This window comes from Myroides sp. DW712 (assembly GCF_046557355.1).
Classification (GTDB): domain Bacteria; phylum Bacteroidota; class Bacteroidia; order Flavobacteriales; family Flavobacteriaceae; genus Flavobacterium.
Window position 1 is genome coordinate 117,022 of sequence record NZ_JBKFDO010000007.1, and the last position, 23,930, is coordinate 140,951.

Here is a 23,930-nt window from a genome sequence, read left to right on the forward strand (position 1 = left end):
ACACTTTTCTAACTTTAATTTTTCGTTCTCTAGAGGGCGTGTCGTTTTTCTATTCGCCTAAAGCCTGTTTTATTCGCTTTGTTGCCTCTTCTGTAGTAATTCCACTGTAAAAATCACGAACGAGTTCGTTATTTTCTTTTTGATGCAAGTAAATATACGGACGACCTCTTTCATTATCTACTTCCACATTGGTACCGATTTCTATACAGGTATCCAAGGAATAAGGTCCGATATGGTTATTCAACCACCCAAAATAAGTCGTTTTAAAGGCTTTATTCTCGTAGTTTTCGTAGTATTCCTTAAAGCTTTTTTCGCTCAATGATACCCAAACGCCATAATCTAAATCTTGACAAGCATCAACTACGGTTTGAATCATAACCACGCGTATAAAATAGTAGGTGTATTCTGGGTTTGTAATCAGACAAAAATCGCTTGTTACTTCCGCTTCTTCTTTTTCTTCCGCTGTTAATTGAGCATAGCTTAACGGAGTTGGATACGCTAATGCAGGCCAATTCGCGTGTTCTTGTCCACAATTCTCACAAGTATAGTTCATTTTTTTATTTACAATATTACGTTTTTTTTTGGGGTTTCAGGGTTTGGGGTTTGGCTTTTGGTGTTTCGATTAACCAAAAAGGACACGCTAAAAAAAGCGTATCCCTTTATTAACTAACCTAAAAATATTATTCTGCCCAAATTAGTTTGGTGCTCATTACATCCCCTCCCATTCTTGTTGCTGCTGCGTCTTTGTTGACTTTATTGACGAGATTAAGGTCGGTTGGATAGGTTATTCGTTCTGGTAAATCGGTCAAGCCATTGGCTGCATTGAAAGTATATTCCGTTTGTTGCTGAGGCCCGGGTGCAATTAGTTCGTGTGTTTGTCCAGGCAACAGCAGGGTTTTAGGGTATTTAGTTCTTCTGTATTCTGCCCAAGCCTCATAGGGTTGTAAGAATAGGGCGATGTATTTTTGGGTGAGGATTGTTTCTAGGTTCACCACATTCATCTTTGCGAGATAGTCTGTAATATTTGCCTCGGAGACCTCCCATTTTTGCATGGAAGCTTGAATTCCTTTGGTGTAATTTTCTTGTGGATTATTCCCTAATTCGGCTAGAATAAAAGCCACTTCGGCATATTCCATTAGTATTTCCGTTTGATCCGCTTTATATATCGTTCCGCTAAATTGAGAGGCAAATTCTGCTTGGCTTCCTGTATACGAATCCATCAAGCCGATTGGCATTCCCGTATAGAAATCAGCAGTTCGTGTTACATAGTCATTCTTTTCAATACAAGGTTCAGTAGCTCTACTGCTGTCATAATAAAATGCGAGTGTTACTTCTGAGGTTTCCCCTTTGTCATTAGTCACCTGTTGACTAATTGGTGCAACCATTTTAAACAATCGAGGATCAACAATTGTTGCAAAAGGGTTGGCTTGTGCTGTTTTAGTTTCTCCTTTAAGCAATTCAACAAACGTATTGGTTGGAGAAAAATCATTTCTTTTCCCCACAAAAGCATCTAGGTAAAAAGGAGCCGGTTTTACGGGGTCATTTTGGAACTTTTGCCCGACATTATCCGCATTAGACTCCATTAATTCCGCAGTATTAGCTACTAATTCTGTGATATGCGTCTGCGCAATGGGAAGCACATTTTTAACGCGATTTGCAATTCGCAAGCGGAGTGAATTAGCAAATTTTTTCAATTTTAAGGGAGAGCCAAATAAGAAATCTCCCTCGCTAAAGATATTCGTGGCCTCCATGTTGATGGATTCGGCGGCTTCTTTTAATTCATTCAATAAATCCGTATAAATTTTCTCTTGGGGAGCAAATTTAGGTGTTGTTATTTCTTGTTCTGTTCCCAAGGTCATCGCTTGGAAATCGGGATCTTTAGTTCCATAAGAATAATAGGGTACATCCCCATACATATCAACCAATTGCAATTGAGCATAGGCAATCATGATACGCGCTGCGGCCAATTGATTTGCTGGATCACCGTAGGTGACTACTTTTTCTTTTTTGCTGGGGTCTGTGACGATATCAATAATTTGCTTGTAGCCTTTTACTGCTAAAAAGATATCCGTATAAAGGCTGTTATTCACTTCATTTCTAAACTGGTAGCGATCTTCGGCTGTATAGTTTCGTTGGGCAGAGTATTGAATCCAAGGCAAGGCCATACGTCCAGAGGGCATTCCCCTTCTCGTACGAGTCATCAATTCCTTATTGGTATTGTTAAACAATCCATTTGTTGTCACTTCTGTGGGTTGATTTGGATTGATGTTAATCGCTTCTAAATCTTTATCACAACTGGTACAAAAGATAAGAATGACGATAAAAAGATAGCTGTATTTTTTCATGTGTTTGCTTACAATTTAAATTTAACATTCATCCCATACGTACGTGTAGAGGGCAAAGATGCCCCTTCAATGGCTTGCACATTATCACTCGCATAGGATGCCATTTCCGGATCCATTCCCTTCCAGTCCAGGTTCCAGGTAAAGAGATTACGAGCAAAGAGTGAGAGGGTGATTCCCTTAAAAGGGCCTAACCATTTCGTTGGTAGATCGTATCCCAAGGTAATTTCTCTCAATTTGATATAATCTGCATCAAATACATTTTGAGCATCTACTGTTGTATTATGTGCTTTAGCCCAATCGATGGCCGTGACAACTTGATCGTTTTTCGTTCCATCTTCTTTTACCCCATCCAAGATGAGTCCTGTTTCGCGAATCGTATGGGTTGCTGTTTCTTCCAACATTCCCGAATACATGCCGTACAAATGTGTGGTCGAGAAGTATTTCCCTCCGTTTTGAATATCGATTAACAGGCCAATATTGAGATTTTTATAGCGAAAACTATTTCGAATTCCCATGTTGTAGTTGGGCAAATAAGAGCCCAATGCTTTGACCTCTGAAGCGAGATATAAACCATCCTCTCCTATAATTCTATGTCCTTGATCATCGTATACATAGTCCGTACCGTAGATTTGTCCATAAGCCTCCCCTATTTTTCCTTGTAGTGTAACGCGAAATGGTGCTCGTGCAATTTCCACCGACTCCACTCCTTCCGCTAAACGGATGAGGGTATTTTTGTTTTTGGCGAAGTTCCAGGTGATTTGCCAAGAAAAATCATCCATTTGAATAGGCGTTAGATTGACCGTTGCTTCGATTCCTTTATTTCTCATATCACCTGCATTCATCCAACGGTAGGCGAATCCTGTTGCGGCATCATATTGCACGCGAGTAATAAGGTCTTTGGTTTCAATTTCGTAGTAAGACAGTTCAAATCCGATGCGATTATGTAGAAAAGCAGCTTCTAACCCAATTTCCTTGGTGGTCATCCGTTCAGGCTTTAGGTTTGGATTGTTGGCTGTATTTTCGAGGGCATAGGTTGGTTGATCCAAGAAAGGACCATTGATTTTGTAGTAATCTTTGGTACGGTAGGCTTCCGTATCATTTCCTACTTGTGCCCAACCGAGGCGAATTTTCCCATAGTCCAACCAATCGAATTCAGGCAATACATTCGAAAAAATAAAGGACCCTGTTAACGAGGGGTACGTCACTGATTTTTTCACCGTAGAGAACCAATCCGTACGCACGGTTCCTTCTAGAAAGAGGTATTCTTGATAACTCAAGCTAACGGATCCAAATACGGAGTTAGTACGCGTATGCGTCCAATCATTAGACGATCGAGCGGTAGCTTTACTGTTGCTCAAGTTGTATAGATTTGGAAGATTCAGTCCTCCCACCGTTGATCCATAGAGGAAGTCATTGCGTTTTTCACTTCGATTCACCCCGACAAAAGCGTTTAATCCAAAAGTTCCGAATTGGTCATCATAGTGTAGTCGTCCTTCGTAGTTGTATTCCGAGATGTTTCGTTTCGCCTGGGAATATGCAGAAGTTACTTGAGAGCCTACCGCTATTTGTTCATCGATGGTCAAGCTGTATAAATCTCCATAGACCGTTCCGACTGCATAGAGTTGATCCGTAAAATTATAGGTTAATTTGGCGTTTCCATACAATCGCGTACGCACATCTTGAGCAGTATTTTCGTGAATCACCCAATACGGATTATCTGAATAAGCAGGCATTCCGTTATCCCAAGACGTCCGATTCCAAGAGCGCTGGTTGCCATTGGCTAGCTTATAGTCCTTTAGTTTTTCGAAGTCAATTTGACGTTGTCCCCACTGATAGAATCGCTCTACCACCGAATTATCGCCATAACCAATTACTGGGCGATTAAATCCTTTGGTATAAACGTAATTAACATTGGATTCTGCTTTTAGATTCTCGCTTAATTTGGTTGCTGCATTCACTGTAAAATTATTGCGTTGCAGTTTAGAGGTAGGGATAATTCCTTCCGTAGCGTTATTGCTAAAAGCCATTCGAATATTGCTTTCTTTAAAAGACTTGGCAATGGACACCGATTGGTTGTAAGTAACCCCCGTATTAAAAAAGGACTTGACATCATGTTTGGATTTTTCCCAGGGAATTTCCTTCATATAATCTTGTTCAAATTCGCGGTCAAAGGCATTCCACGGTAGGTAGAGGGTTCCGTCGAATTTAGGCCCCCAGCTTTCGTCTAGAGTATATTCTGGAATATTGTACACTTTACCATTAATTTCCTGTCTTTTGAACGTTTCAGTAGAACCTCCCCCATATTTGGTTTGCAGTTTAGGCATGATGTTAATGGATTCAAACGCAATTCCCGAATTCAATTCAATTTCTGTACGTCCATTTTTAGCAGATTTAGTAGTATAAATAATCACACCATTTCCCCCTCTATTGCCATAAAGTGCAGAAGCTGGCCCACCTTTTAAGACGGTAATGGATTCGATATCATCAGGGTTAATATCCGCCGATCCATCACCATAATCGCGCCCACTTGCCCCGCGTTGCATATCAATATCCGCAAGATTGGTATTGTCTAAAGGAACTCCATCCACGACAATAAGCGGTTGATTATTTCCGACCACTGATTTTATTCCGCGCAGGACAATACGCGTGGAGCCTCCCATACTTGAAGGAGCAGTAACTTGTAAACCAGAGACATTACCGGAGAGTGCATTGACCGCATTACTTTGACCTGCACCAGCAATCTGTTCTCCTTTTACTTCTTGAGAGGAATACCCTAATTTTTTCTTGTCTCTTTTGATCCCTAAGGCCGTTACGACAACCGTTTCAAGCATTTCTTCCTGTGTTGTCATTTGCACGTTAAAAATGCTTGAATTACTCACAGTATAGCGAACCTCTTTCATTCCGATGAAAGAGAACACCACTTCATCTCCTTTTTTTACATTTAGGGTATAGTTTCCCTCTAAATCCGTTTGGGTTCCCTGTTGGGTTCCTTGAATTAATATTGTCACCCCAGGTAAGGGCATTCCCTCTTCTGTAACCTTTCCAGCGAGTTCTTTTACTTGCGCGTGTGCAAAGGGGATAAATAAACAACACAAACAGAGATAGAGGTACTTTACTTTTGAATTCATAGTCTAGTTATTTAGTTGATTCTTTCAAAAGTAAGGCGTGGTTTTCTTAAAAAAATTAAGAAAACAAAGGCAGTCGCACTCCCCGAATTCAATACTTATAACATTGAAATAACTACTACATAAAACCAGTATAAATCAACTTTTTTTAGTTCCTATATTGCTATCAGAAGCTAAAAAACACCCTTACTTTATACTAATTTTAAGATTCTATTTTAAAAAAACGGGACGGATTATTGGGGTCAATTCTTGATTTTATTTCATTTGTTAATCTAGTTAAACGTTTACCAATTAAGAAAAAATAAAAAAAATATTGTTGAACTTTAGGGGATTAAAATCTACATCTATGCAATCGCTACAAGATCTCTATCGCTTTTCACAGACTTTATCCTATAGTGAACAGCTGATGCCTACCTTATTTATAGGACATGGTTCGCCGATGAATGCCATTACAGATACTGTATTTTCGCAAAATTGGCATCACTTAGGGCAATCCTTACCGACACCCAAAGCTATTTTGGTTATATCGGCCCATTGGTTGACGAAGGGTAGCGCTATTACTGCTATGGGCTTTCCAGAGACGATACACGATTTTAGAGGCTTTCCTCAGCCTTTGTTTGACGTATCCTATCCGGCTCCTGGTGCTCCAGCCTTGGCTGTTGAAACCCAGCAATTGGTGCAGCCTTTTGATTTGCATTTGGATCACGATTGGGGTTTAGATCATGGCACTTGGTCTATTACAAAGCATATGTTTCCTCAGGCTACTATTCCAGTTCTACAACTAAGTATTGATTACTACAAGCCTTTGGATTACCACTATCAATTGGCAAGACAATTGCGTGAATTACGCAAAAAAGGCGTGTTAATTATTGGTAGCGGTAATATGATTCACAACCTGCGATTACTCGAATGGGACCAAATGGAACACAACTACGGTTTTGATTGGGCAATTGAGATTAATGCCATGCTACAGCAAGCGATTACAAATCAAGAGGACAAGCGTTTGATCGACTATGAAAAATTACATCCTCATATTTCCCTCGCTCTACCAACCTTAGAACATTATATTCCGATGCTATACAACTTGGGCTTACGAGATCCTCAAGATGAATTGTTATTCTTTAACGATGCTTATGTTGGGGGGTCCTTGAGTATGACTTCGTTTATGTACTACTAATAAAAAGTAAGAGCGCCCGATTTCTCGGGCGCTCTTGTGGGCTTAGTGCTGCTTGTTTTAAATCCTACAGCAGGATCATCGAAAAAAAATTGCTTTGTTGTTTGTTTTTTCTTCGTATTACATACTAATAATAATAAACTCACTACGTCTGTTTAACTGATGTTCTTCTGCTGTACATGGTACCCCATTACTACATTTGTTTAGCAATTGGCTTTCTCCATATCCGCGACCCGTTAAACGACTTGGATCGATTCCTTGTTCGATCATCCACTTGATGGTTGATTTCACACGGCGATCAGATAATCCCATGTTGTAGTCGTCATTTCCTCTACTATCTGTATGTGAACGAACATCGATTTGCATGGTTGGGTATTCTTTCATAACCTCTACCACTTTCATCAACTCAATCGAAGCATCTCTACGGATGTTTGATTTATCAAAGTTAAAATAAATTGGTTGAAGTTTTAACTTCTTGAATAAATCATCGTTAACTTCAAGTGGTTTTTCCGTTTTTTCTAATCCGATATTTACGGTTTTCACTCCTGGTTCGCGATTGACATTAAAGGCAACTTCTACGGTATTATATAGCTTTTTCTCTGCTTTGATGCGGTACTTATGTCCACAATCTAACAAAGCGGTGCTATAAAATCCTTTGTTATTAGTATAAACCGTATCTGATTTTTGATATAACGCATCAGAGATAACGACTAAAGCATCAGCTAACACTTCATTGGTATCTTTGTCGTATACGATTCCTTCAATCGTTTGTTTACACGGTTTTTCCGCTAGGAAATAGATATCATCCGAACCTTTGCCATTTTCGCGGTTTGAACTTACAAACCCTTTGTTTAGTTTGGTATCCATATAGAATCCAAAATCATCTAGGCTACTATTGATTGGCGTTCCCATATTCACAACAGGGCCAAAGCTTCCATTGGGATATAGTTTAGCAACAAATACGTCCATTCCTCCTAGTCCTGGATGACCATCAGAAGAGAAGTACAATTGATAATCAGTCGAGATAAAAGGAAAACTTTCTCTTCCGGCTGTATTGATTGATTTTCCTAGATTTTCTACTGGTCCGTATCCTCCATTTTCATAAAGAGCTACGCGAAATAAATCCGATTGTCCTAGGGTTTCTTTTCGATCAGAAACGAAGTACAACCATTTATCATCAGGCGTTAAAGCAGGATGGGCTGTATTGAAATTATCCGAGTTAAACGGCAATTCCTCTACTAGTCCCCACTTCCCATCCGCTTGCTTTACTGCCTTGTATAATTTTAACAAAGACGTTTTGTCCTTGTTTTGTTTACTCTTTCCGCTTGCTTTAGAATTGTTGCGCGTAAAGTACATCGTATGCCCATCTTGGGTAAAGACAGCTGTTGCATCATTTACTTTCGATTCAATTTCGGGTGCAAAAAGCACAGGTTCTCCAAAGCCGTTTTCATCTACTGTGGAGCTATACAAGCTGGTATAACTCTCATTGGTCCACGCGTGAATTTTACTCCCACTTTGGTGGTCTGTTGCACGAGCAGAAGTAAAGATGAATTGGTTATCCAAAAGCGTTCCGCCATAGTCTGAAAATTCCGTATTCAGATCTAACAACTTGATATCGTAGTAATCTGAGCGGTTTTCGATATGCTCGAGGTACTCGCGGTTTTTGTTGTACAAGGCTGTTCGCGAATCTTCTTGCTCCAAAGCCGCAAATTGATCCATCATTTGTTGAGACTTCTCGTATGCTTGGGTGGCTTTTAAGGTTTGTGCATAGCGGTAGTAGTATTCAGAAGATAGATTGGAAAGGTCTTTATCTTCATAAGCTCCTTCAAACAATTCGCCATACCACTTATTCGCCTCAACTAATTTGCCGTTAAAATAGTAGGCATCCGCTAAGTTTTGCAAGATCGAGGTATTTACATACCCTTTATCTGCAATGCGTTCATAGACTTTAATCGCATCGATATACGCTAAGCGATCAAAATTCTTATCCGCTTGTTTTTCTTTTTTTATCTGGCTATATCCCGAGAAGTTCAAGCTCAAGGCTACACTCAGAATTCCCAGTTTTACAATCTGTTTTATCATAGTTGTATCCATTAGAAGAACCTTGGCGCTGTAATACGCTTATAGCTATTAAACAAGGTAAATCGCATAAAGATTTCGTGTGAACCGGAGTTATAACGAGCCAATTTGGTAGTTTCGGCATCATAACTATACCCGACAAAGATATTTTCTGACACTTGGAAACCAACGAGTCCACTCACAGAAGCATCCCAACGATAGGCGATACCCGCTGTAAATTTATCCACAAACATGAAGTTTGCCGATAGATCCACTTGTAGTGGCGAGCCTTGCTCCATCTTAATCATCGTAGCGGGTTTAAACTTAATGTCGCGATTGAGATCAAATACATATCCTCCTGTGAGGTACACGTGCATCTTTTGACGCAGCGTATTCACATCGTTGTCGTTGTAACGCGAACGCGTCAACAAGTTTGGTACTGATAATCCAACATAAGCCTTATCCGAGTACAAGAACATTCCTGCTCCAACATTGGGGGTAAATTTGTTCTTGATATCCTCTTCAGCTACGGGATCTGTTGGGTTGTAAATATGTAACTTACTGTAATTTACATCGAGTAAATTAGCAGATCCTTTCAATCCGAACGCCAATTTATAATGGTAGTTCAAATCTACGGCATAGGATAAATCTACCGATAAGGTATTGTCATCCATAACCCCTAAGTGGTCATTAACAAAGTTCACTCCTAACCCTAAACCGGAGTCCCCTAAAGGTGTATTTACGGATAAGGTTGCTGTTTTTGGAGCCCCTTCTAATCCGACCCATTGGGTGCGATATAAACCAAAGATGTTCAACCCTTCTCTACTCCCTGCATAAGCGGGGTTAATATTGGCGTGGTTATACATGTATTGGGTATATTGTGGATCTTGTTGTGCATAGGCTTGTGTCATGCTGAACAAGCCTATACCGCCAAGAACAATCGTCTGTATTGTGTTTCTAAATTTCATCTAGTATTGATTTAATTAGACTCCAAATGTAAATTTGCAGCTTTCTTAATCATGCGACTACCATTTTGGTCCTTGAATTCGTAGGTTACAACATAGTAATAGGTTCCGCTTGGTAATTTCTTGTTCTTATCTATGGTTACACGTCCTTCTGAATAGCCTCTAAACACATTCGAACTTCCGTCTCCTGTTGGGTCATATCCTCGGGTTTCATATACTTTTACTCCCCAACGGTTGTAGATTTCTACGGTATTGTTTGGATATTTGTTGATATTATCTATGATAAAGTAATCATTTTTCCCATCTCCATCTGGTGTAACTAAGTTGTAAATGACTACATCACCATCCAGAAGCCAGTCTTTTTTCACGGTTGCCAAGGTAAAGAAACCGTAGCCTTTTAAAGCAGCTACCGTTGTAATTTCTTTGGCTGACATATCAACTACGCCCCCTTCATCTACCCAAAGTTGTTGTTTGGCATCCCAACGGGCAATGTGCAATTCGTTTTCTGGGTCATTCAACAATTCAACTGGTGTAGTGCGTTCATCCCAACTCAAGGTTAAAAGTACTTCACTTTCCGTTTTACCTGCGCGATCAATCAACCAATATTCATTGCGATTCAGTTCTTTGATGACGCCCACTGTTGCAGGACGTGCGACGAAGAATTGTTTATCTTCTGTACGGTATTCGCCTACAAAAGCATCGGTTTTAACTTCTGGAGCAGAAATACGTGCATAGCGGTATTTTTGTTGATCTCCTTTTGGATATTGGAAAGGTTCATTACCGATTTTCTCTACTTGTCCTTCGGCATGGGAAGCGTCATCTACATTGGCTACTTTTGAGCCTTGTTGAAAGCTCAACATTCCAATGGAAATCTTTTCTCCATCAGGAACCGTGGGATCCACTTTAATGATTCCGTTTAAAAAATCCATGGTTCCGTGAACGTCCATGTTGTTTTTTAAGTCAAAAGCAACCTTAGGCGTATCGTTATTCAACTGAACGTTGTAAAACTCAGAGGGGGATTTCCCACTTAACAACTGCTGTCCGCTTTCACCGGCATAGGGAGCAAAAATAGCCGTACTTCTACTGCTGTTTTTTCTCTCTTTGTCAAAAGAATAATAGCCGTCGTTGTTGAAGTCGCGGTAAAAATATACGGTACCCTCATTTACTACGGCAGCTGACTCTTGATTATCAAAGCTATACAACGTAGAAATAATGCCCTCTTTTCCCACAGACAATTCGCCCTGGTTGACAAAAGAGGCTGGAGTTTCTTGCGCTACGGCGGCTACACTAACTCCTAAAATACTTAGGAAAAATGCGCGCTTGCTATCTATTTTTTTCATACTCTTTCGTTTAGATTATTGAATAGCAGAATTTAACAACATTGGATTTGTTACAGCAGGACAATCTTTTACTTTAATTTCAAATACATTAGACGTCGCTGTACAAGTATTGTTACTTACTTTTAAACGCAGTTTTGTACCGTTTAATTGATTATCCGCATGTTTCACTGCAATCGTATTACCCGTAACCACAACTTTATTCGAAAAAGTAGCGTTCGTTAACGTTTGCCATGTTGTACCTGTTGTTGAATACTCCCAAGTATAACTCAATCCTGAACCCGTTGTTTGCACTGTTGTTGTAACATCAAAATTCGAACAAATCTCCATATCAGCTACTTCACCATTGATAACTGGTAAAGCATTAATTGTGATCGTAAATGGTTTCTTTGGTCCAACACATCCGTCTTTTCCTTCTGCTACAAAGTAGTTATGTACGCCAACTGTTGTAGGATTTGGTTCACCTTCAAGTTGAGTCGTTCCATTAGCATCGAAATATACCAGAGCATATTGATTTGTCACTCCTGTTTGAGATAAAGCGTTTTCTAAAACGATTGGTTCTCCCAAACATACAGTCACATTTTTAGCTGTTGGTTCAGTTACCACCTTGTCTACACTAATTTCTAATCTAGCATAACAACCAGCTCCCATACCAGGTGTCATCACATAGAACATTTTCTTACTGCCATCTGGATTAACATCAAAATCATTCGTTACTACTCCTGCAGTAGAGCTATAAGATGATGGAATCGTACTAAAGAATTTTGTTCCAAATGGATACTTACTTTCAATTTTAGTTCTAGGATATTGCGTACCATTACCTGGTAGTTGACAAAATTCTTTGAACTGCATGATTCCATCTTCAACAGGCGGGTTACAACTTTGCAAGAAGTCTGTTGTTAAAGTAATGGTTGACATAAAGTCATCGTATACGGGACCAGCACAAACACCGCTTCCATAATCTTTCACTAAATCAGATGAAACTTTCGTTCCGGAAGTTAGTCCTGTTCCCGAAATTTTACCATTGATTCTGACTTCTAAACCACAATAATTCGTCGATAATAAAATACAATTATCTGATACTCTAAAGCGATATTTTAATCTAGCTAATAGTTTTTCCTTCGTTGTATCCAACGGTAAATCTCCAATAGTCCAGACAATAGTTCCACCTGCTGTATTTTGTTCAGTTGCTCCTACCGGCGCTCCTGCTGGTGGACGCCACGTAACTGTACCTCCTCTTGGTAGATTTGCTTCTACATTAGCACCTGAATAATGCAAATTGTAAGGTACTGGAATTTCGATTTTAGTATCCTTTACAGCTTCTGTTCCCTTATTATAAACATCTAATTCAAATTCAAATTCTTGGCCAGGTTCAATTGTTCCATTATGCGATGGTTTAACGCCACCGTAATTAGTTGCCTTATTTTCTCCAACAATTTCGGGTACATAGGCATCAACCGCAAATACGATACTAAAAATCGAATATAAATCTCCATTTGTTCCGTATCTAAACTTAGTAGATGTCTGATTGTTGTTAATTAACTCATTTCCTTCATTAGGTAAGTTAAACATACTAATATCTATCCCTGTATTATTAACTAAAATTGGACTTCTATTATTTCCACCTGTAAAAATAGAGGAGTTAAAAAAGTTATTTGCTGTATTTCCAGCGTGACTTAACTTTAAATAATTATTTGATGTTCTCTTCTGAATTTCGAAATAGTCTCCAGTTGTACTCACATCTCCTTCTCCAGCCATCATTCCCATTTTTACATTAACAGCTCCATTCTGAGCTGCTCTAAATCCAGACAGGTTAAGTTCTTGTCGACCACCATTAGCAGATATATAAGAGTAACCATCAAATACTGTGATATCTTTCCATTTCATTGTTGCATTTTTGTATACAACAACTAGTCCCCAGCCACCAAAATAACCAGTTCCATTACTTCCTTCAGACAGAGCTATATCAGCAACCCAATAATTTCCTACTCCATTAGCTCTAACATAATCTGTAACATCTGCATATCCTACATAAATATAAGCATTTCCTGATCCTGGGTATGCAACTTCATTTCCTGCACTAACTTCATGATATGAATTACCTTCTTTTTTAAACTTTACTTTATTTTTGTAATAGTTCTTCTTGTTAAATACAATATAGTCCGCATTATTACCGCTATTCTGAGCTCTACCCGTCCAATACAATCCTGCATATAATATTTCCGAACAAGTTGGTTCCGCAGCACCTAGTTTCAATTCAGCCATGGATGAGTTATATGTACTAGAGTCCTGATCTTCATCAACAACAATCATATTATTACTATTATTATTTCGGTCAGCTCTATAGGACTTTAAGGTTAGATTAGTATTTCCTAACATCACAAAGTCTCCTTGTACATTGTAGGTAGAAACTCCTTTATAGGGCACTGGTGCTTTTTGAGAGGTACGTGGAGTAAATGAAACAACACTTTGTCCAAAAAGTGGTAAATAGCATACAACAACTAGAACAGTTATCCAATATTTTAAAAACTTATTATTCGTCATAATCATCTCCCTTATTGATTTTATCTAACAGAAAGGTTACGTTTCTAAACTTTTCAACTTGTTTTAGTCGCGACAATTGATTAACAATTGTTTGTTTAGCACTTCCAGATTCATATTGTATAATGACATATGTCAATACCTCAAAATAATTGAAAAGAATTTCACTTACCTCAAACACCTCATTATTATATAAACGAAGAGTTAGCACTTTTGCACTTCTAAAATCGGCTGCATATGCTGCATCCGTTAAAAGAGCAAATTGGCTCTTTCCAAACACCTCTACACTTTCAACAACTCTATTTTGATTCCAAATATAATCTATACTTCCATCGTCATCAATAAACAATTTTGGTGGAGTACTATAAAGTAAAAAATCAAGCTTTTCTCTTGCTTCTCCCTGAAGTAATTCCAATTCTTCATTTACCGTTTTTATTAGATTATTCTGCGCCTGTGCTTTGCTTCCAAAACACAGGGCAAAAAATAAAGCTATATATAAAATATTTTTCATCCTCCTTTATTCTTTAACAGAAAACACAATATTAATAAAGCTTCCTGCATTTACATTAGCTGTTTCACTGACTTTATATGTCATTAAGCCATGATCATCAATGCTCTGAATAGTAAATACATCTTCCGTAGCATAGGTTACATGAAATCCTAATTCAGATGCTGGCAATACAGGTAAAGCGGTTGCTCCTGGACTACTCTTCACTGGTGTTCCAAATTGTTTCTCATAGATCGCATACAAGTTAATTGTACCTATACGAGATGTATTATCAAAAGTTACTCCACTTTGTGTCGCTTGATTAGCTGCCGTTGGCACCATTACCGATGGCATATAGAAGAATTTTGGCATCACTGCTTTTAATGCTTTTAATACCCCATCTGCATCCGCTACTACTACTTTATCCGAAGCGCTACCCTTGAATTCAGGTTTATTGATGTTCACTACCTGAACTCCTCCGTCTCCTTTAACAACTAAAGTAGAATTATAATATTCCTTTACTTCTCCTGGATTATAATAAAAAGTTCCTAATGTAATATTTTTATGAAAGCCTGCAGCTATTCTTAACCCTTCTTCTGAATTAGCATTAATTTGTGATAAAGTTCTTTGATGAAACATTTGCAACTTCGACTCTATTCCATTTAACATACCGCCCTCTTGTGTAAGTAAACCTATAGACGATTCTGTACTTCCCCACATGTTTAAGCCAATTCTAGTTGAATCAAAAGTAAAATCATAGCGTTGAGTCCCTCTTTTAAACAACATTGATGTATGCTCTCCAAAATCAACCGTACGTTTATTCTGAGTCAACGTACCATTATGCGTATAGATATTTTCGTGTACCGCTGGTGCTTTCCACTCTACTTTTGGATCATTATCTCCGTCTTTCGTTGTAGTTAACACTTGTCCTGCTGTACCTGGCGTAATTAAATCTGTTACGTTTTTCCATGTCAGCTGAGCAGAAGTACTATTTGTTGCTTGAACCCCATTTGTCGTTAACACTTGATTCGCGTTTCCGTTGGAAGTAGGAAAAATATAACTAGATCGGGTGTCATCTTCTAAAAGAGTAGAAAACGTTATCCCTTCATTGGCTTTTAATCTAATTTGACTATCTGATTTCGTGTTCGCTTGTTTTAAGTACATTAGCGCTTCGTTCATCTGAATCGTTGAGGACTTTCCTGCTTTTTCTCCACTAAACGCCAACATATAATCATCACTTTGTGCACCAATACTTACCAAGGATTTACTACTACTTCCTTGTCTTTGAATCATTGTTCCTGCATCACTAAGCATCAAAAAACTGTGTTCAGCCTGACTTGCTAAATCTACATAGGAAGTAAACGGTTTTTTTGATGAGTACAAGACACTAGAACTAAATGATTCTATAGGCTCATTTGTCACCATACCATTGTATCGGTTCCCTAATTTAGCTTCCGTTTTAAAATCTCCTCTAACATCTAAGGTTTTGGTTGCTATAGAATCTTTTGTAAATCCGATTCCCACCTTACCTTGTTGGTAGATGTTTTGTGTATTTTCTGTTGCTTTTGTATTGCCTCCTTGTATATTCCAAGGTTGTGTTGGCAAATTAGCAGGTTTCCATTGTCCTGGGTTTGTTCCCTCACCTGGTACAAAAACTAACACTTGATTCGCTGTTGGTGCAACATTAGAAATGGCTGTTCCTTGTAAAGCTACCACTTTAGTTTCTCCTACTTTTCCAGTCACATCGCCAGCTAGTGTGATTTCTGAGAAATCCCCTTGCTGTGCAAAACGAACCCAACGATCGGTATCCCAGTAGTAGTATCCAGGTGTTACATCATTTGCTCCTTCAGTTGTTGTCGTTGCTTGGTTATACACCATTAACGATTGTTCTGGTGTGTTAATCGGCGTTGTGCCGTTTACTGTACTTTTTAAGTCAACACGTGGGATTAACAATCCTCTTTTAGAGGATTGTATATCTACGGCTGCCGATTTTGCAGGTTTATCTGTACCGAAACCTTGTTGTGCGTGAACTTGTTGCGTACCTAATGCCAATACTAAACCAAGTCCTACAATTCCAATGTATCTTTTTTTCATCTTTGTTTTTCTTTTTAATTAGTTACGACCCACAACGATCCATTTCGCTCCGTTCGATTTGATAATCCATCCTTGGTAAGGCATCGCTCCATAGGCTAACACATCGTTCCCCGCTTTGATATTTAAATATCCGTTGTGGTTTTCGTTTGTATTTGCGATTTTCACACTGATGGTTTGTCCTTCTGTTCCATTTATTGCTGGTAAAGTTAAATTTGTATCCGCTCCACCTAAGTTCACTTCAATCACAATTTCACTCATGGATGGGTGATAGTTAGTTACAACATCTCCACCAATTGTTACGTTATTTACGGTATCTCCCCCATTGATTACTACATCTCCAACTCCTTTATCAATGGTTGCCAATTGACCATCTGCTTGTACAACCACCGTTTTATTTCCTTGTTTTGAATCTGCTGTATTTAATCCTTTGATTGCTAATGAACCCGCTCCTGTTACTGTCCCATTTTCTTCTGTTCCTGCAGCAATAATAAGGGTTGTTCCTCTATCAATTGTTCCTCCTAAAATAACATTCGTGGTATCCTCTTCAACTGTTAAACCATTGGAAGCTGTTACTGTATTATCTAAAGCTGTTGGTGTTACCCATTTCGTTACATACACTGTATTTCCAGCAGCATCTGTTACTACATTTCCAGCAGCATCTTTCATTGGTTCGTCAGAAGTAATTAATACATCTCCTTTTGTTGTTCCACCTGTAATATCAATTCTAGTTGCATCTAATAATGCTTTTTCACCACCAAATACAGAAATAGATCCTGATGTTAACGCTTTACCGTTTAAATTAGCACCTGAAAGTTCTTCATATGTTACGTTTCCTTCTTGATCTGCTACTCCAATTCTCGGTGTATCAACTGTCGTTTCACCTGCATTTAATTTCTCTGCCGTAACACCTTTATTCGTAAGCTCCGTTGTTCCGATGCTTCCTTGTTTAATGCTTAATAACGTTTCAACTAAAACTGTGTTTTCTGATAAAATAGTACTCGCTTGATTATCTCCAATTACGATTTTACCATCCGTTTTTAGACTAGCAGAACCAATAGCTGTATTTAATTTTTCATAAACAACAATACCGTCTGGTCCAGCTACGGGAATAGAACCTTCTTCTGCTGGAGCTTTTGTTCCATCAGCTGCAATCGTTCCTGCGTATAATTTTTCTTGGCTTACTGCTCCATCAGCAATTTTTCCATTTTTTACTGCACCATCTGCAATCTTTGCTGTTGTAACTGCTCCATCAGCAATTCCCAAGGTTACATCTTTCAATAAAGAATTTGCTACTTCTTCTGTTAACGTTGTTGAACCCGTTGTTGTTACCGTAATTCCATCTCCTTTTAAAGCTTTCGCTTTTAACTCGTTTGTACCTGTACCTCCGATTACATCCTCAACTAATTCTTTTGTTGACGTTTGTTTTAAAACACCAGTTGTAGGATCTGCTACTACTACATTATTTGATGCTGGATTCGTTTCAGTTACATCTGTTAATCCTTTGATTGCTAAAGAAGCGTTAGCATCCTCAATATTCAACTCTGTTGGTGTAGTTATTGGATTTCCTCCTAAGTTAATTTTATTATCACCATCAATAGAAATTCCTTGTCCAGCTTCTAACGTATTAGATAAAGCAGCCGGTGATCTCCATTCTGTTGTTTTATTTCCAGCTGCATCAACCTTAGTAACCATAACAAGTCCGTCAGTATCACCCGCTGTAATCTCAATGTTTACGTCTTTTAAAAGGGCTGTAGCTCCATTTGTATCTACTGAAATCGAAGAAGAAGTCAAAGCTTTTCCGTTTACTCCTTCTGTAATCACCTCTTCTAAAAGTGCTTTTGGCGTTACTACTTTTAAGATTCCATCTGCTCCCATGATCACGATGTTCTGGTTTGCTGCATCAAATTCTTTTCCTGTAGAACCATCTAACTTTTCTAAACCTGTAATCGCTAAGGTATTTCCTGGTTTTCCATCTGCACCTACTGTTGTCTTAATTGTAGTAGCTGTATTTAAATCCCCCCCTAATCCAACAGTTACAACCTCTTTACCATCTACAGTTTTGATATCAGTTGTAATACCATTTTCACCTACAACAGAACCATTGATGAAATCTTGTGGATTTACCCATTTCGTTGTTTGAACAGTCTCTCCATTAATATTTACTATTTCTGTCACTAATACTTGTCCTGCTACATCACCACCTTTCACACTTACGTTATAATCCATATCGTGTCCGTCTGGTGTTGGTTTCACTGTAACATTTGTTCCAGCTGAAACCGTTACTGCGCTACCTGAGTTAGATGATACGAAACGCACCCATCTACCTGCATTATTATTGTAGGTTGCATCCCAGTAGTAAAAACCAGCGGCTGCATCTGCTGTTCCAGTGTTGTACACCATCAAAGCATTAGCAGGATTTGCTACAGGAGCTGCTTGATCTAAATTAGGAATAGCAATACGAGGAATTAATAATCCTCGTTTGTTCGACACGATGTCTACAGCAGCAGAACGATCCGGTGTGTTTGTTCCAAACCCTTGTTGAGCAAATACGTCTGATGTAGTTAATACGGTAAATGCTACTACTGCTGATACTATAATTTTTTTCATGATAAATTTCTGATTAAGTAAGGTGATTAAAATTTGTTAACGATTTGCCATTGTGTACCATCTGATACAAAGTCCCATCCAGAGTAAGGTAAACCTGTTTCTAGTGTTTTACCGTTTAACCCTGCAACGTTTCCTGCAATAACTACATAACCGTCTTCGTTCGTGTCTAGTTTTTTAATGGTGTATTTTTTTCCTTTGTTTGTTGCGTCTGCGTCTGGTAACGTAATTACGATACCTTCTGTTGGTGCTGCTTCTGCATTCACCAATACTACAGCGTCTGTTGCTGCTAGTGGTGTTGATACTGCCACTGTTTTCACCGCTGTAGCGACATCCACTTTCCAAATCGTTTCGTTTGGATTAGCTGCATCCACACGGCTCGAAACGGTTGTGTTGGTTCCGTCTTCTAATACCACCGTTTTTTGCTCCGCTTGCACCACTGTTTGTAAATCTTCGTAGGTAACATTTCCATTTTGATCCGCTACTCCAATTCGAGGCGCATCCGTTGTACTTGTACCTGCATCTAACTTCCCAGCAGTTACTGCTTTATCTGCAATACCTAACGTCACATCTTTCAATAATGAACTTGCTACCTCCGTATTCAAATTCGTACCTGCATTTTCACCAGCTGTCACGGTAATTCCAACCCCTTTTAACATCTTCGCTTCAAGATCCCCTTGGGTGATTACATCTTCGATCATGTTTTTCGGTGAGGTTTGTTTTAATACACCATCATCGCCTGCAATTACTAAGTTGTTGGCTGCTGGAGACGTGGTTACATTTTCCATTCCTGCAATCGCTAACGTATTGGTTGTGCTTGTTGTGATTACTGTTACTGCATCTAAAGGACCACCTAATCTAAACTCGCTATTCCCGTCTGCATCATTTACTACCGTAATACCATTCTTCGCTGTTACTGTTGTGGATACCACTTCTTTAGGATCTTGCCACTCGGTTACTTTACGAGACTCTACAATATCAGAACCATCAGGATTTTGTCCAACTACGACATTTTTTGTCACCGTTACTAATACTTGTCCGTCTGCTGAACCTCCTTTTAAGTCAATTTTCGCATCTTTTAACAAGGCATCTGCTCCTCCGTCTACATAGATGGAAGGCGATGTTAAGTTTCCTGTTGTTCCTTCAACGGTTGTAATTTTTGTCAACAACTTCTCAATGGCCTCTTGAACGTTTGTTACATCTAAGTTTGTTGTTGAATCGTCAAAAGCAATCGCATTCGCATTGGCATCAATTTCACCAATTACATCACCGTTTGTATTTTTGAACTCATATACATTGGTTGTTGGGTTTAACACAACCGATACATCTTTTGGATCAATCGTTACCCCAGCAGCTCCTGCTTTTGGTTGACCATCAGCTCCAATTTCATTTTCATTATAGTACGTAAATGTTCCATCTGCATTTTGCACTAATACCGTTACCGTCTCATTGGCTTTTACCACAGTGTCAATGATTTGGTACGTTACATTTCCTTCTCCATCAGCAACACCTACACGTCCATCTTCACCTTTACCAGCATCTAATTTTGCAGCGGTTACTCCTTTATCAGCGATTTGGATTCCCGCATCCGCTAGTAATTTTGCTGTTCCATTTGTTGTTCCCGTGAACTCTAATCCACCTGCTACAGTTAAGTCTCCTGTTGTTCCTTCAACTGTAGTGATTTTCTCTAACAATTTCTCAATCGCTCCTTGAACGTTTGTTACGTTTAAGTTCGTTGTTGAATCGTCAAAAGCAATTGCATTCGCATTCGCATCGATTTCACCGATTACAGCTCCATTTGAGTCTTTAAACTCATATACATTTGTCGTTGTATTTAATTCAATTGAAACTTCTTTTGGATCAATCGTTACACCTGTCGCACCTGCTTTTGGTAGACCGTCTGCTCCAATTTCATCTTCATTGTAATAGGTGTAGGTTCCATTTGGATTCTCTACAAATACGGTTACTGTTTCGTTTGCTTTTACAACTTCATCTAACGTTTTGTACGTGATTGTTCCGTCTGCTCCTGCTACACCAACACGTCCTGCCTCACCTTGACCTGCGGTTAATTTATCTGCGGTTACAGCGCCTTCAGCAATTTTATCTGTAGCTACTCCACCGTCAGCGATTTGGATTCCAGCGTCCGCTAATAATTTCGCTGTTCCGTCTGTTGTTCCTGTGAACTCTAAACCACCTGCTACACTTAAGTCTCCTTTTGTTGTTGCAATAGTAGTTGCTAACTCATCTAAGGCGTCTTTTACATTCGTTGACGTTAAGCCTGAGTCTGAATTGTCATACAAAATGTTATCGGAATTGATATCAATCGTTGCGATTTCATTCCCTTCTGAATCTTTGAAAATGTATGTTCCTTCTGATTTAGATTTATCTTCTACGATCACTAAAGCTGGATCAATGGTTACACCTGTTGCTCCTGCTAGAGGTTCACCGTCTGCTCCAATTTCTTTTTCGTTATAATAGGTGTATGTTCCGTTTGTATTTTTTACTAGTTTCGTTACTGTTTCATTGTCCGTAACAATGGTTTTGAACTTACTATTGTCCACATTCACCCACGTGTTTGTTGTCTCATCCCACTCTTGAAAAATAACATCCCCAGTCGTTTGATCGTATACAATCTTCGTGAATCCACCTGTTGTTTCAGTCAAATGCGTGATATAGTCATTGATTGTTGGATACGTACGTCCATCAACTGTGATAGGCCCATTCGTTACAATTTCTTCGAAATTGTTTACTACTCCTCCTACTACATCAATCGCATAAATACCTGCTGGTAAATTTGTTGCTGTTACTGTTGTTGGAACTACACCGTCATGTGCAATTAGGTATTCTTCTGATACGTAATATTGATTTCCGTCAACCGTAATAACTGTTGTTTTACTCTCATTCGCTTGAACGATCGTTTCAAACTTACTGTTGTCTACATTCACCCACGTGTTTGTAGATTCATCCCACTCTTGGAAAATAACATCCCCAGTCGTTTGATCGTATACAATCTTCGTGAATCCACCTGTTGTTTCAGTCAAATGCGTGATATAGTCATTGATTGTTGGATACGTACGTCCATCAACTGTGATAGGGCCATTCGTTACAATTTCTTCGAAATTGTTTACTACTCCTCCTACTACGTCAATAGCATAAATACCTGCTGGTAAATTTGCTGGATTCACTGTTGTAGGAGCCACACCGTTATTTGCAATTAGGTATTCTTCTGATACGTAATATTGATTTCCGTCAACCGTAATGATTGTTGTTTTACTCTCATTCGCTTGAACGATCGTTTCAAACTTACTGTTGTCTACATTCACCCACGTGTTTGTAGATTCATCCCACTCTTGGAAAATAACATCCCCAGTCGTTTGATCGTATACAATCTTCGTGAATCCACCTGTTGTTTCAGTCAAATGTGTGATATAGTCATTGATTGTTGGATACGTACGTCCATCAACTGTGATAGGGCCATTCGTTACAATTTCTTCGAAATTGTTTACTACACCACCTACAACATCAATGGCATAAATACCTGCTGGTAAATTTGCTGGATTCACTGTTGTAGGAACCACACCATCATTTACAGCTAAATAGGCTTCTGAAACGTAATATTGATTTCCATCTACGGTAATGATTTGCGTTTGGCTCTCATTATCGGTGATGATTTTTTTGAATTTACTGTTGATTACATTCACCCAGCTGCTTGTCGCTTCATCCCATTGTTGGAAGCTTGCATTTCTATTTTGGCTATCGTACACGATTTTTGTAAATCCACCCGTACTCTCCGTTAAATAGGTAATATAATCGTTTACGGTTGGATAGGTACGTCCATCCACCGTAATTGGCCCATGGTTCACAAACTCTTGGAAGTTGTTTACCACCCCCCCTACTACGTCAATCGCATATACTCCTTCTGGCGTATTTCCTACCGTCCAAGCATCAATTGTTACTTGTGTAGGTAAACCATTCGTTTGTACATAAGCTTCCGCAATATAGTACTGTTGTTTTTTTGATGTATTCGATACAATAACGGTTTTACTTTCGTTATCCGTTACTATTTTTTTGAATTTTGCATTGCTTACATTCACCCACGTATTTGTTGCCTCATCCCATTCTTGGAAGATAGCGTCTCCTGTCGTTGGATCATACACAATTTTTGTAAAACCACCTGTACTTTCAGTCAAGTAGGTAATGTAATCGTTAATTGTAGGAAAGCTGCGTCCATCTACGTTGATTGGCCCGTGATTCACTACTTCTTCAAAATTGTTAACAACACCTCCTACCACATCAATCGCGTACACGCCTGCTGGTACAGTACCTGCCGTCCATGTGTCAATTGTTGCTTGTGTAGGAGTGTCATTAACTTGTAAATACGATTCTGAAATGTAATACTGCTGTTTTTTTGATGTATTAGAAACCACAACAGTCTTACTTTCATTCGCCGCAACGATATCCCCAAAGTTGATTTCAACCTTGTCTCCATCGGCATTGATGTAATATAATTTATCCCCTTCATAAATTACATTACCTTCCGTATTTCTAACAATATTTTTGATAAGGTTGGTTACCTTATCTCCCTCCATATTCAGGATATTTTCAAAGTTATTCACTACGATAGCAGGTATGTCGCTATCAGCTGTTAAACGTTCCCATTTATCAACAAACCAGTAGTAGTATCCCGGAGTTACGTCTTTTTCCGTAGCGGTATTCCAAACTAATAAACTATTAACGTTTCCGAACTCGATGGTCTTACTATCTTTTGTATCCGCTAAAGACACATTTGGAATCAACAATCCGCGACGATCCGCTTGAATCGTCAGCTCTGCCGACTTATTAGGTGTTGGTGTTCCAATACCTACCTGTGCATTTGCTGATATTGCTCCCATAACAAGTGCAATTGGTATTAGTCTTTTTTTCATAACTTAATATTTTGTGTCGTATTAATCTTAATTTTATATTCTTGTTCTTAGAGCGAAGAATCGCTATAACATACCGTCTTTATTAATATACCTTTCTTCTTATTATTTGGTACTTGTTCAACTTTAATCACTTTATTTTACTAAAATCAGAATCAATGACCTTCTATATATACACTTCTCAGGCTATCATTTATTTACAACAAAAATCGCCATTATATAAAGATTATTAGTTTCAAATTATTAGCACGGACGTCAAACCAACAAAATGAATCAAA

The 23,930-nt window shown here is 38.8% G+C and carries 12 protein-coding genes; 1 reads left to right on the top strand and 11 read right to left on the bottom strand.

Features of this window, described 5'->3' with window-relative positions:
- Nucleotides 1–49: 49 nt before the first annotated feature.
- The 3 genes from ACLJX0_RS07605 to ACLJX0_RS07615 all read right to left on the bottom strand — a co-directional run bounded on the left by ACLJX0_RS07605 (nucleotide 50) and on the right by ACLJX0_RS07615 (nucleotide 5,473).
- On the bottom strand, nucleotides 50–553 hold the full coding sequence (locus ACLJX0_RS07605) for a DUF2199 domain-containing protein (RefSeq protein WP_410879586.1): 504 nt from the start codon (nucleotides 551–553) through the stop codon (nucleotides 50–52).
- Between the two features lie 127 nt (nucleotides 554–680).
- Complete coding sequence (locus ACLJX0_RS07610; protein ID WP_410879587.1) at nucleotides 681–2,345, bottom strand: SusD/RagB family nutrient-binding outer membrane lipoprotein; 1,665 nt, start codon at nucleotides 2,343–2,345, stop codon at nucleotides 681–683.
- Nucleotides 2,346–2,353: 8 nt separating this feature from the next.
- Nucleotides 2,354–5,473 (bottom strand): SusC/RagA family TonB-linked outer membrane protein, encoded by a 3,120-nt coding sequence (locus tag ACLJX0_RS07615; protein ID WP_410879588.1) that lies wholly within the window; start codon nucleotides 5,471–5,473, stop codon nucleotides 2,354–2,356.
- A gap of 343 nt (nucleotides 5,474–5,816) precedes the next feature.
- On the opposite strand from ACLJX0_RS07615, the gene ygiD reads away from it, so the two are divergent.
- Entirely contained in the window at nucleotides 5,817–6,647 is an 831-nt protein-coding gene (gene ygiD / locus ACLJX0_RS07620) for a 4,5-DOPA dioxygenase extradiol (protein ID WP_410879589.1), read from the top strand.
- A gap of 117 nt (nucleotides 6,648–6,764) precedes the next feature.
- Here the strand turns inward: ygiD and ACLJX0_RS07625 are convergent, their stop codons facing one another.
- Genes ACLJX0_RS07625 through ACLJX0_RS07660 form a run of 8 tightly spaced genes read right to left on the bottom strand, consistent with a single transcriptional unit; the run spans nucleotide 6,765 to nucleotide 23,655 of the window.
- Nucleotides 6,765–8,726, bottom strand: a complete 1,962-nt coding sequence (locus tag ACLJX0_RS07625) for an OmpA family protein (protein WP_410879590.1) — start codon at nucleotides 8,724–8,726, stop codon at nucleotides 6,765–6,767.
- Nucleotides 8,727–8,737: 11 nt separating this feature from the next.
- Nucleotides 8,738–9,670 carry a type IX secretion system membrane protein PorP/SprF gene (locus ACLJX0_RS07630; RefSeq protein WP_410879591.1) on the bottom strand — a complete coding sequence of 311 codons (933 nt, stop codon included), beginning with the start codon at nucleotides 9,668–9,670 and terminating at the stop codon, nucleotides 8,738–8,740.
- Nucleotides 9,671–9,681: 11 nt separating this feature from the next.
- Nucleotides 9,682–11,007, bottom strand: a complete 1,326-nt coding sequence (locus tag ACLJX0_RS07635) for a gliding motility-associated C-terminal domain-containing protein (RefSeq protein WP_410879592.1) — start codon at nucleotides 11,005–11,007, stop codon at nucleotides 9,682–9,684.
- Between the two features lie 15 nt (nucleotides 11,008–11,022).
- Complete coding sequence (locus tag ACLJX0_RS07640) at nucleotides 11,023–13,548, bottom strand: hypothetical protein (protein ID WP_410879593.1); 2,526 nt, start codon at nucleotides 13,546–13,548, stop codon at nucleotides 11,023–11,025.
- Entirely contained in the window at nucleotides 13,538–14,056 is a 519-nt protein-coding gene (locus ACLJX0_RS07645) for a hypothetical protein (protein WP_410879594.1), read from the bottom strand. Before ACLJX0_RS07645 ends, ACLJX0_RS07640 begins: the two co-directional genes overlap by 11 nt.
- Before the next feature lie 6 nt (nucleotides 14,057–14,062).
- Nucleotides 14,063–16,126 (bottom strand): hypothetical protein, encoded by a 2,064-nt coding sequence (locus ACLJX0_RS07650; RefSeq protein ID WP_410879595.1) that lies wholly within the window; start codon nucleotides 16,124–16,126, stop codon nucleotides 14,063–14,065.
- A gap of 18 nt (nucleotides 16,127–16,144) precedes the next feature.
- A complete protein-coding gene (locus ACLJX0_RS07655) occupies nucleotides 16,145–18,733 on the bottom strand; it encodes a hypothetical protein (RefSeq protein ID WP_410879596.1) in 2,589 nt (862 codons plus the stop codon).
- Between the two features lie 26 nt (nucleotides 18,734–18,759).
- Nucleotides 18,760–23,655: a hypothetical protein gene (locus ACLJX0_RS07660; protein WP_410879597.1), complete on the bottom strand. Its 4,896-nt coding sequence runs from the start codon at nucleotides 23,653–23,655 to the stop codon at nucleotides 18,760–18,762.
- Nucleotides 23,656–23,930: the final 275 nt, after the last annotated feature.

Bases quoted from the DNA above. Each gene is read 5' to 3' on its own strand.
- ACLJX0_RS07605 (WP_410879586.1), bottom strand. From the start codon at position 553: ATGAACTATACTTGTGAGAATTGTGGACAAGAACACGCGAATTGGCCT.
- ACLJX0_RS07610 (WP_410879587.1), bottom strand. From the start codon at position 2,345: ATGAAAAAATACAGCTATCTTTTTATCGTCATTCTTATCTTTTGTACC.
- ACLJX0_RS07615 (WP_410879588.1), bottom strand. From the start codon at position 5,473: ATGAATTCAAAAGTAAAGTACCTCTATCTCTGTTTGTGTTGTTTATTT.
- ygiD (WP_410879589.1), top strand. From the start codon at position 5,817: ATGCAATCGCTACAAGATCTCTATCGCTTTTCACAGACTTTATCCTAT.
- ACLJX0_RS07625 (WP_410879590.1), bottom strand. From the start codon at position 8,726: ATGATAAAACAGATTGTAAAACTGGGAATTCTGAGTGTAGCCTTGAGC.
- ACLJX0_RS07630 (WP_410879591.1), bottom strand. From the start codon at position 9,670: ATGAAATTTAGAAACACAATACAGACGATTGTTCTTGGCGGTATAGGC.
- ACLJX0_RS07635 (WP_410879592.1), bottom strand. From the start codon at position 11,007: ATGAAAAAAATAGATAGCAAGCGCGCATTTTTCCTAAGTATTTTAGGA.
- ACLJX0_RS07640 (WP_410879593.1), bottom strand. From the start codon at position 13,548: ATGACGAATAATAAGTTTTTAAAATATTGGATAACTGTTCTAGTTGTT.
- ACLJX0_RS07645 (WP_410879594.1), bottom strand. From the start codon at position 14,056: ATGAAAAATATTTTATATATAGCTTTATTTTTTGCCCTGTGTTTTGGA.
- ACLJX0_RS07650 (WP_410879595.1), bottom strand. From the start codon at position 16,126: ATGAAAAAAAGATACATTGGAATTGTAGGACTTGGTTTAGTATTGGCA.
- ACLJX0_RS07655 (WP_410879596.1), bottom strand. From the start codon at position 18,733: ATGAAAAAAATTATAGTATCAGCAGTAGTAGCATTTACCGTATTAACT.
- ACLJX0_RS07660 (WP_410879597.1), bottom strand. From the start codon at position 23,655: ATGAAAAAAAGACTAATACCAATTGCACTTGTTATGGGAGCAATATCA.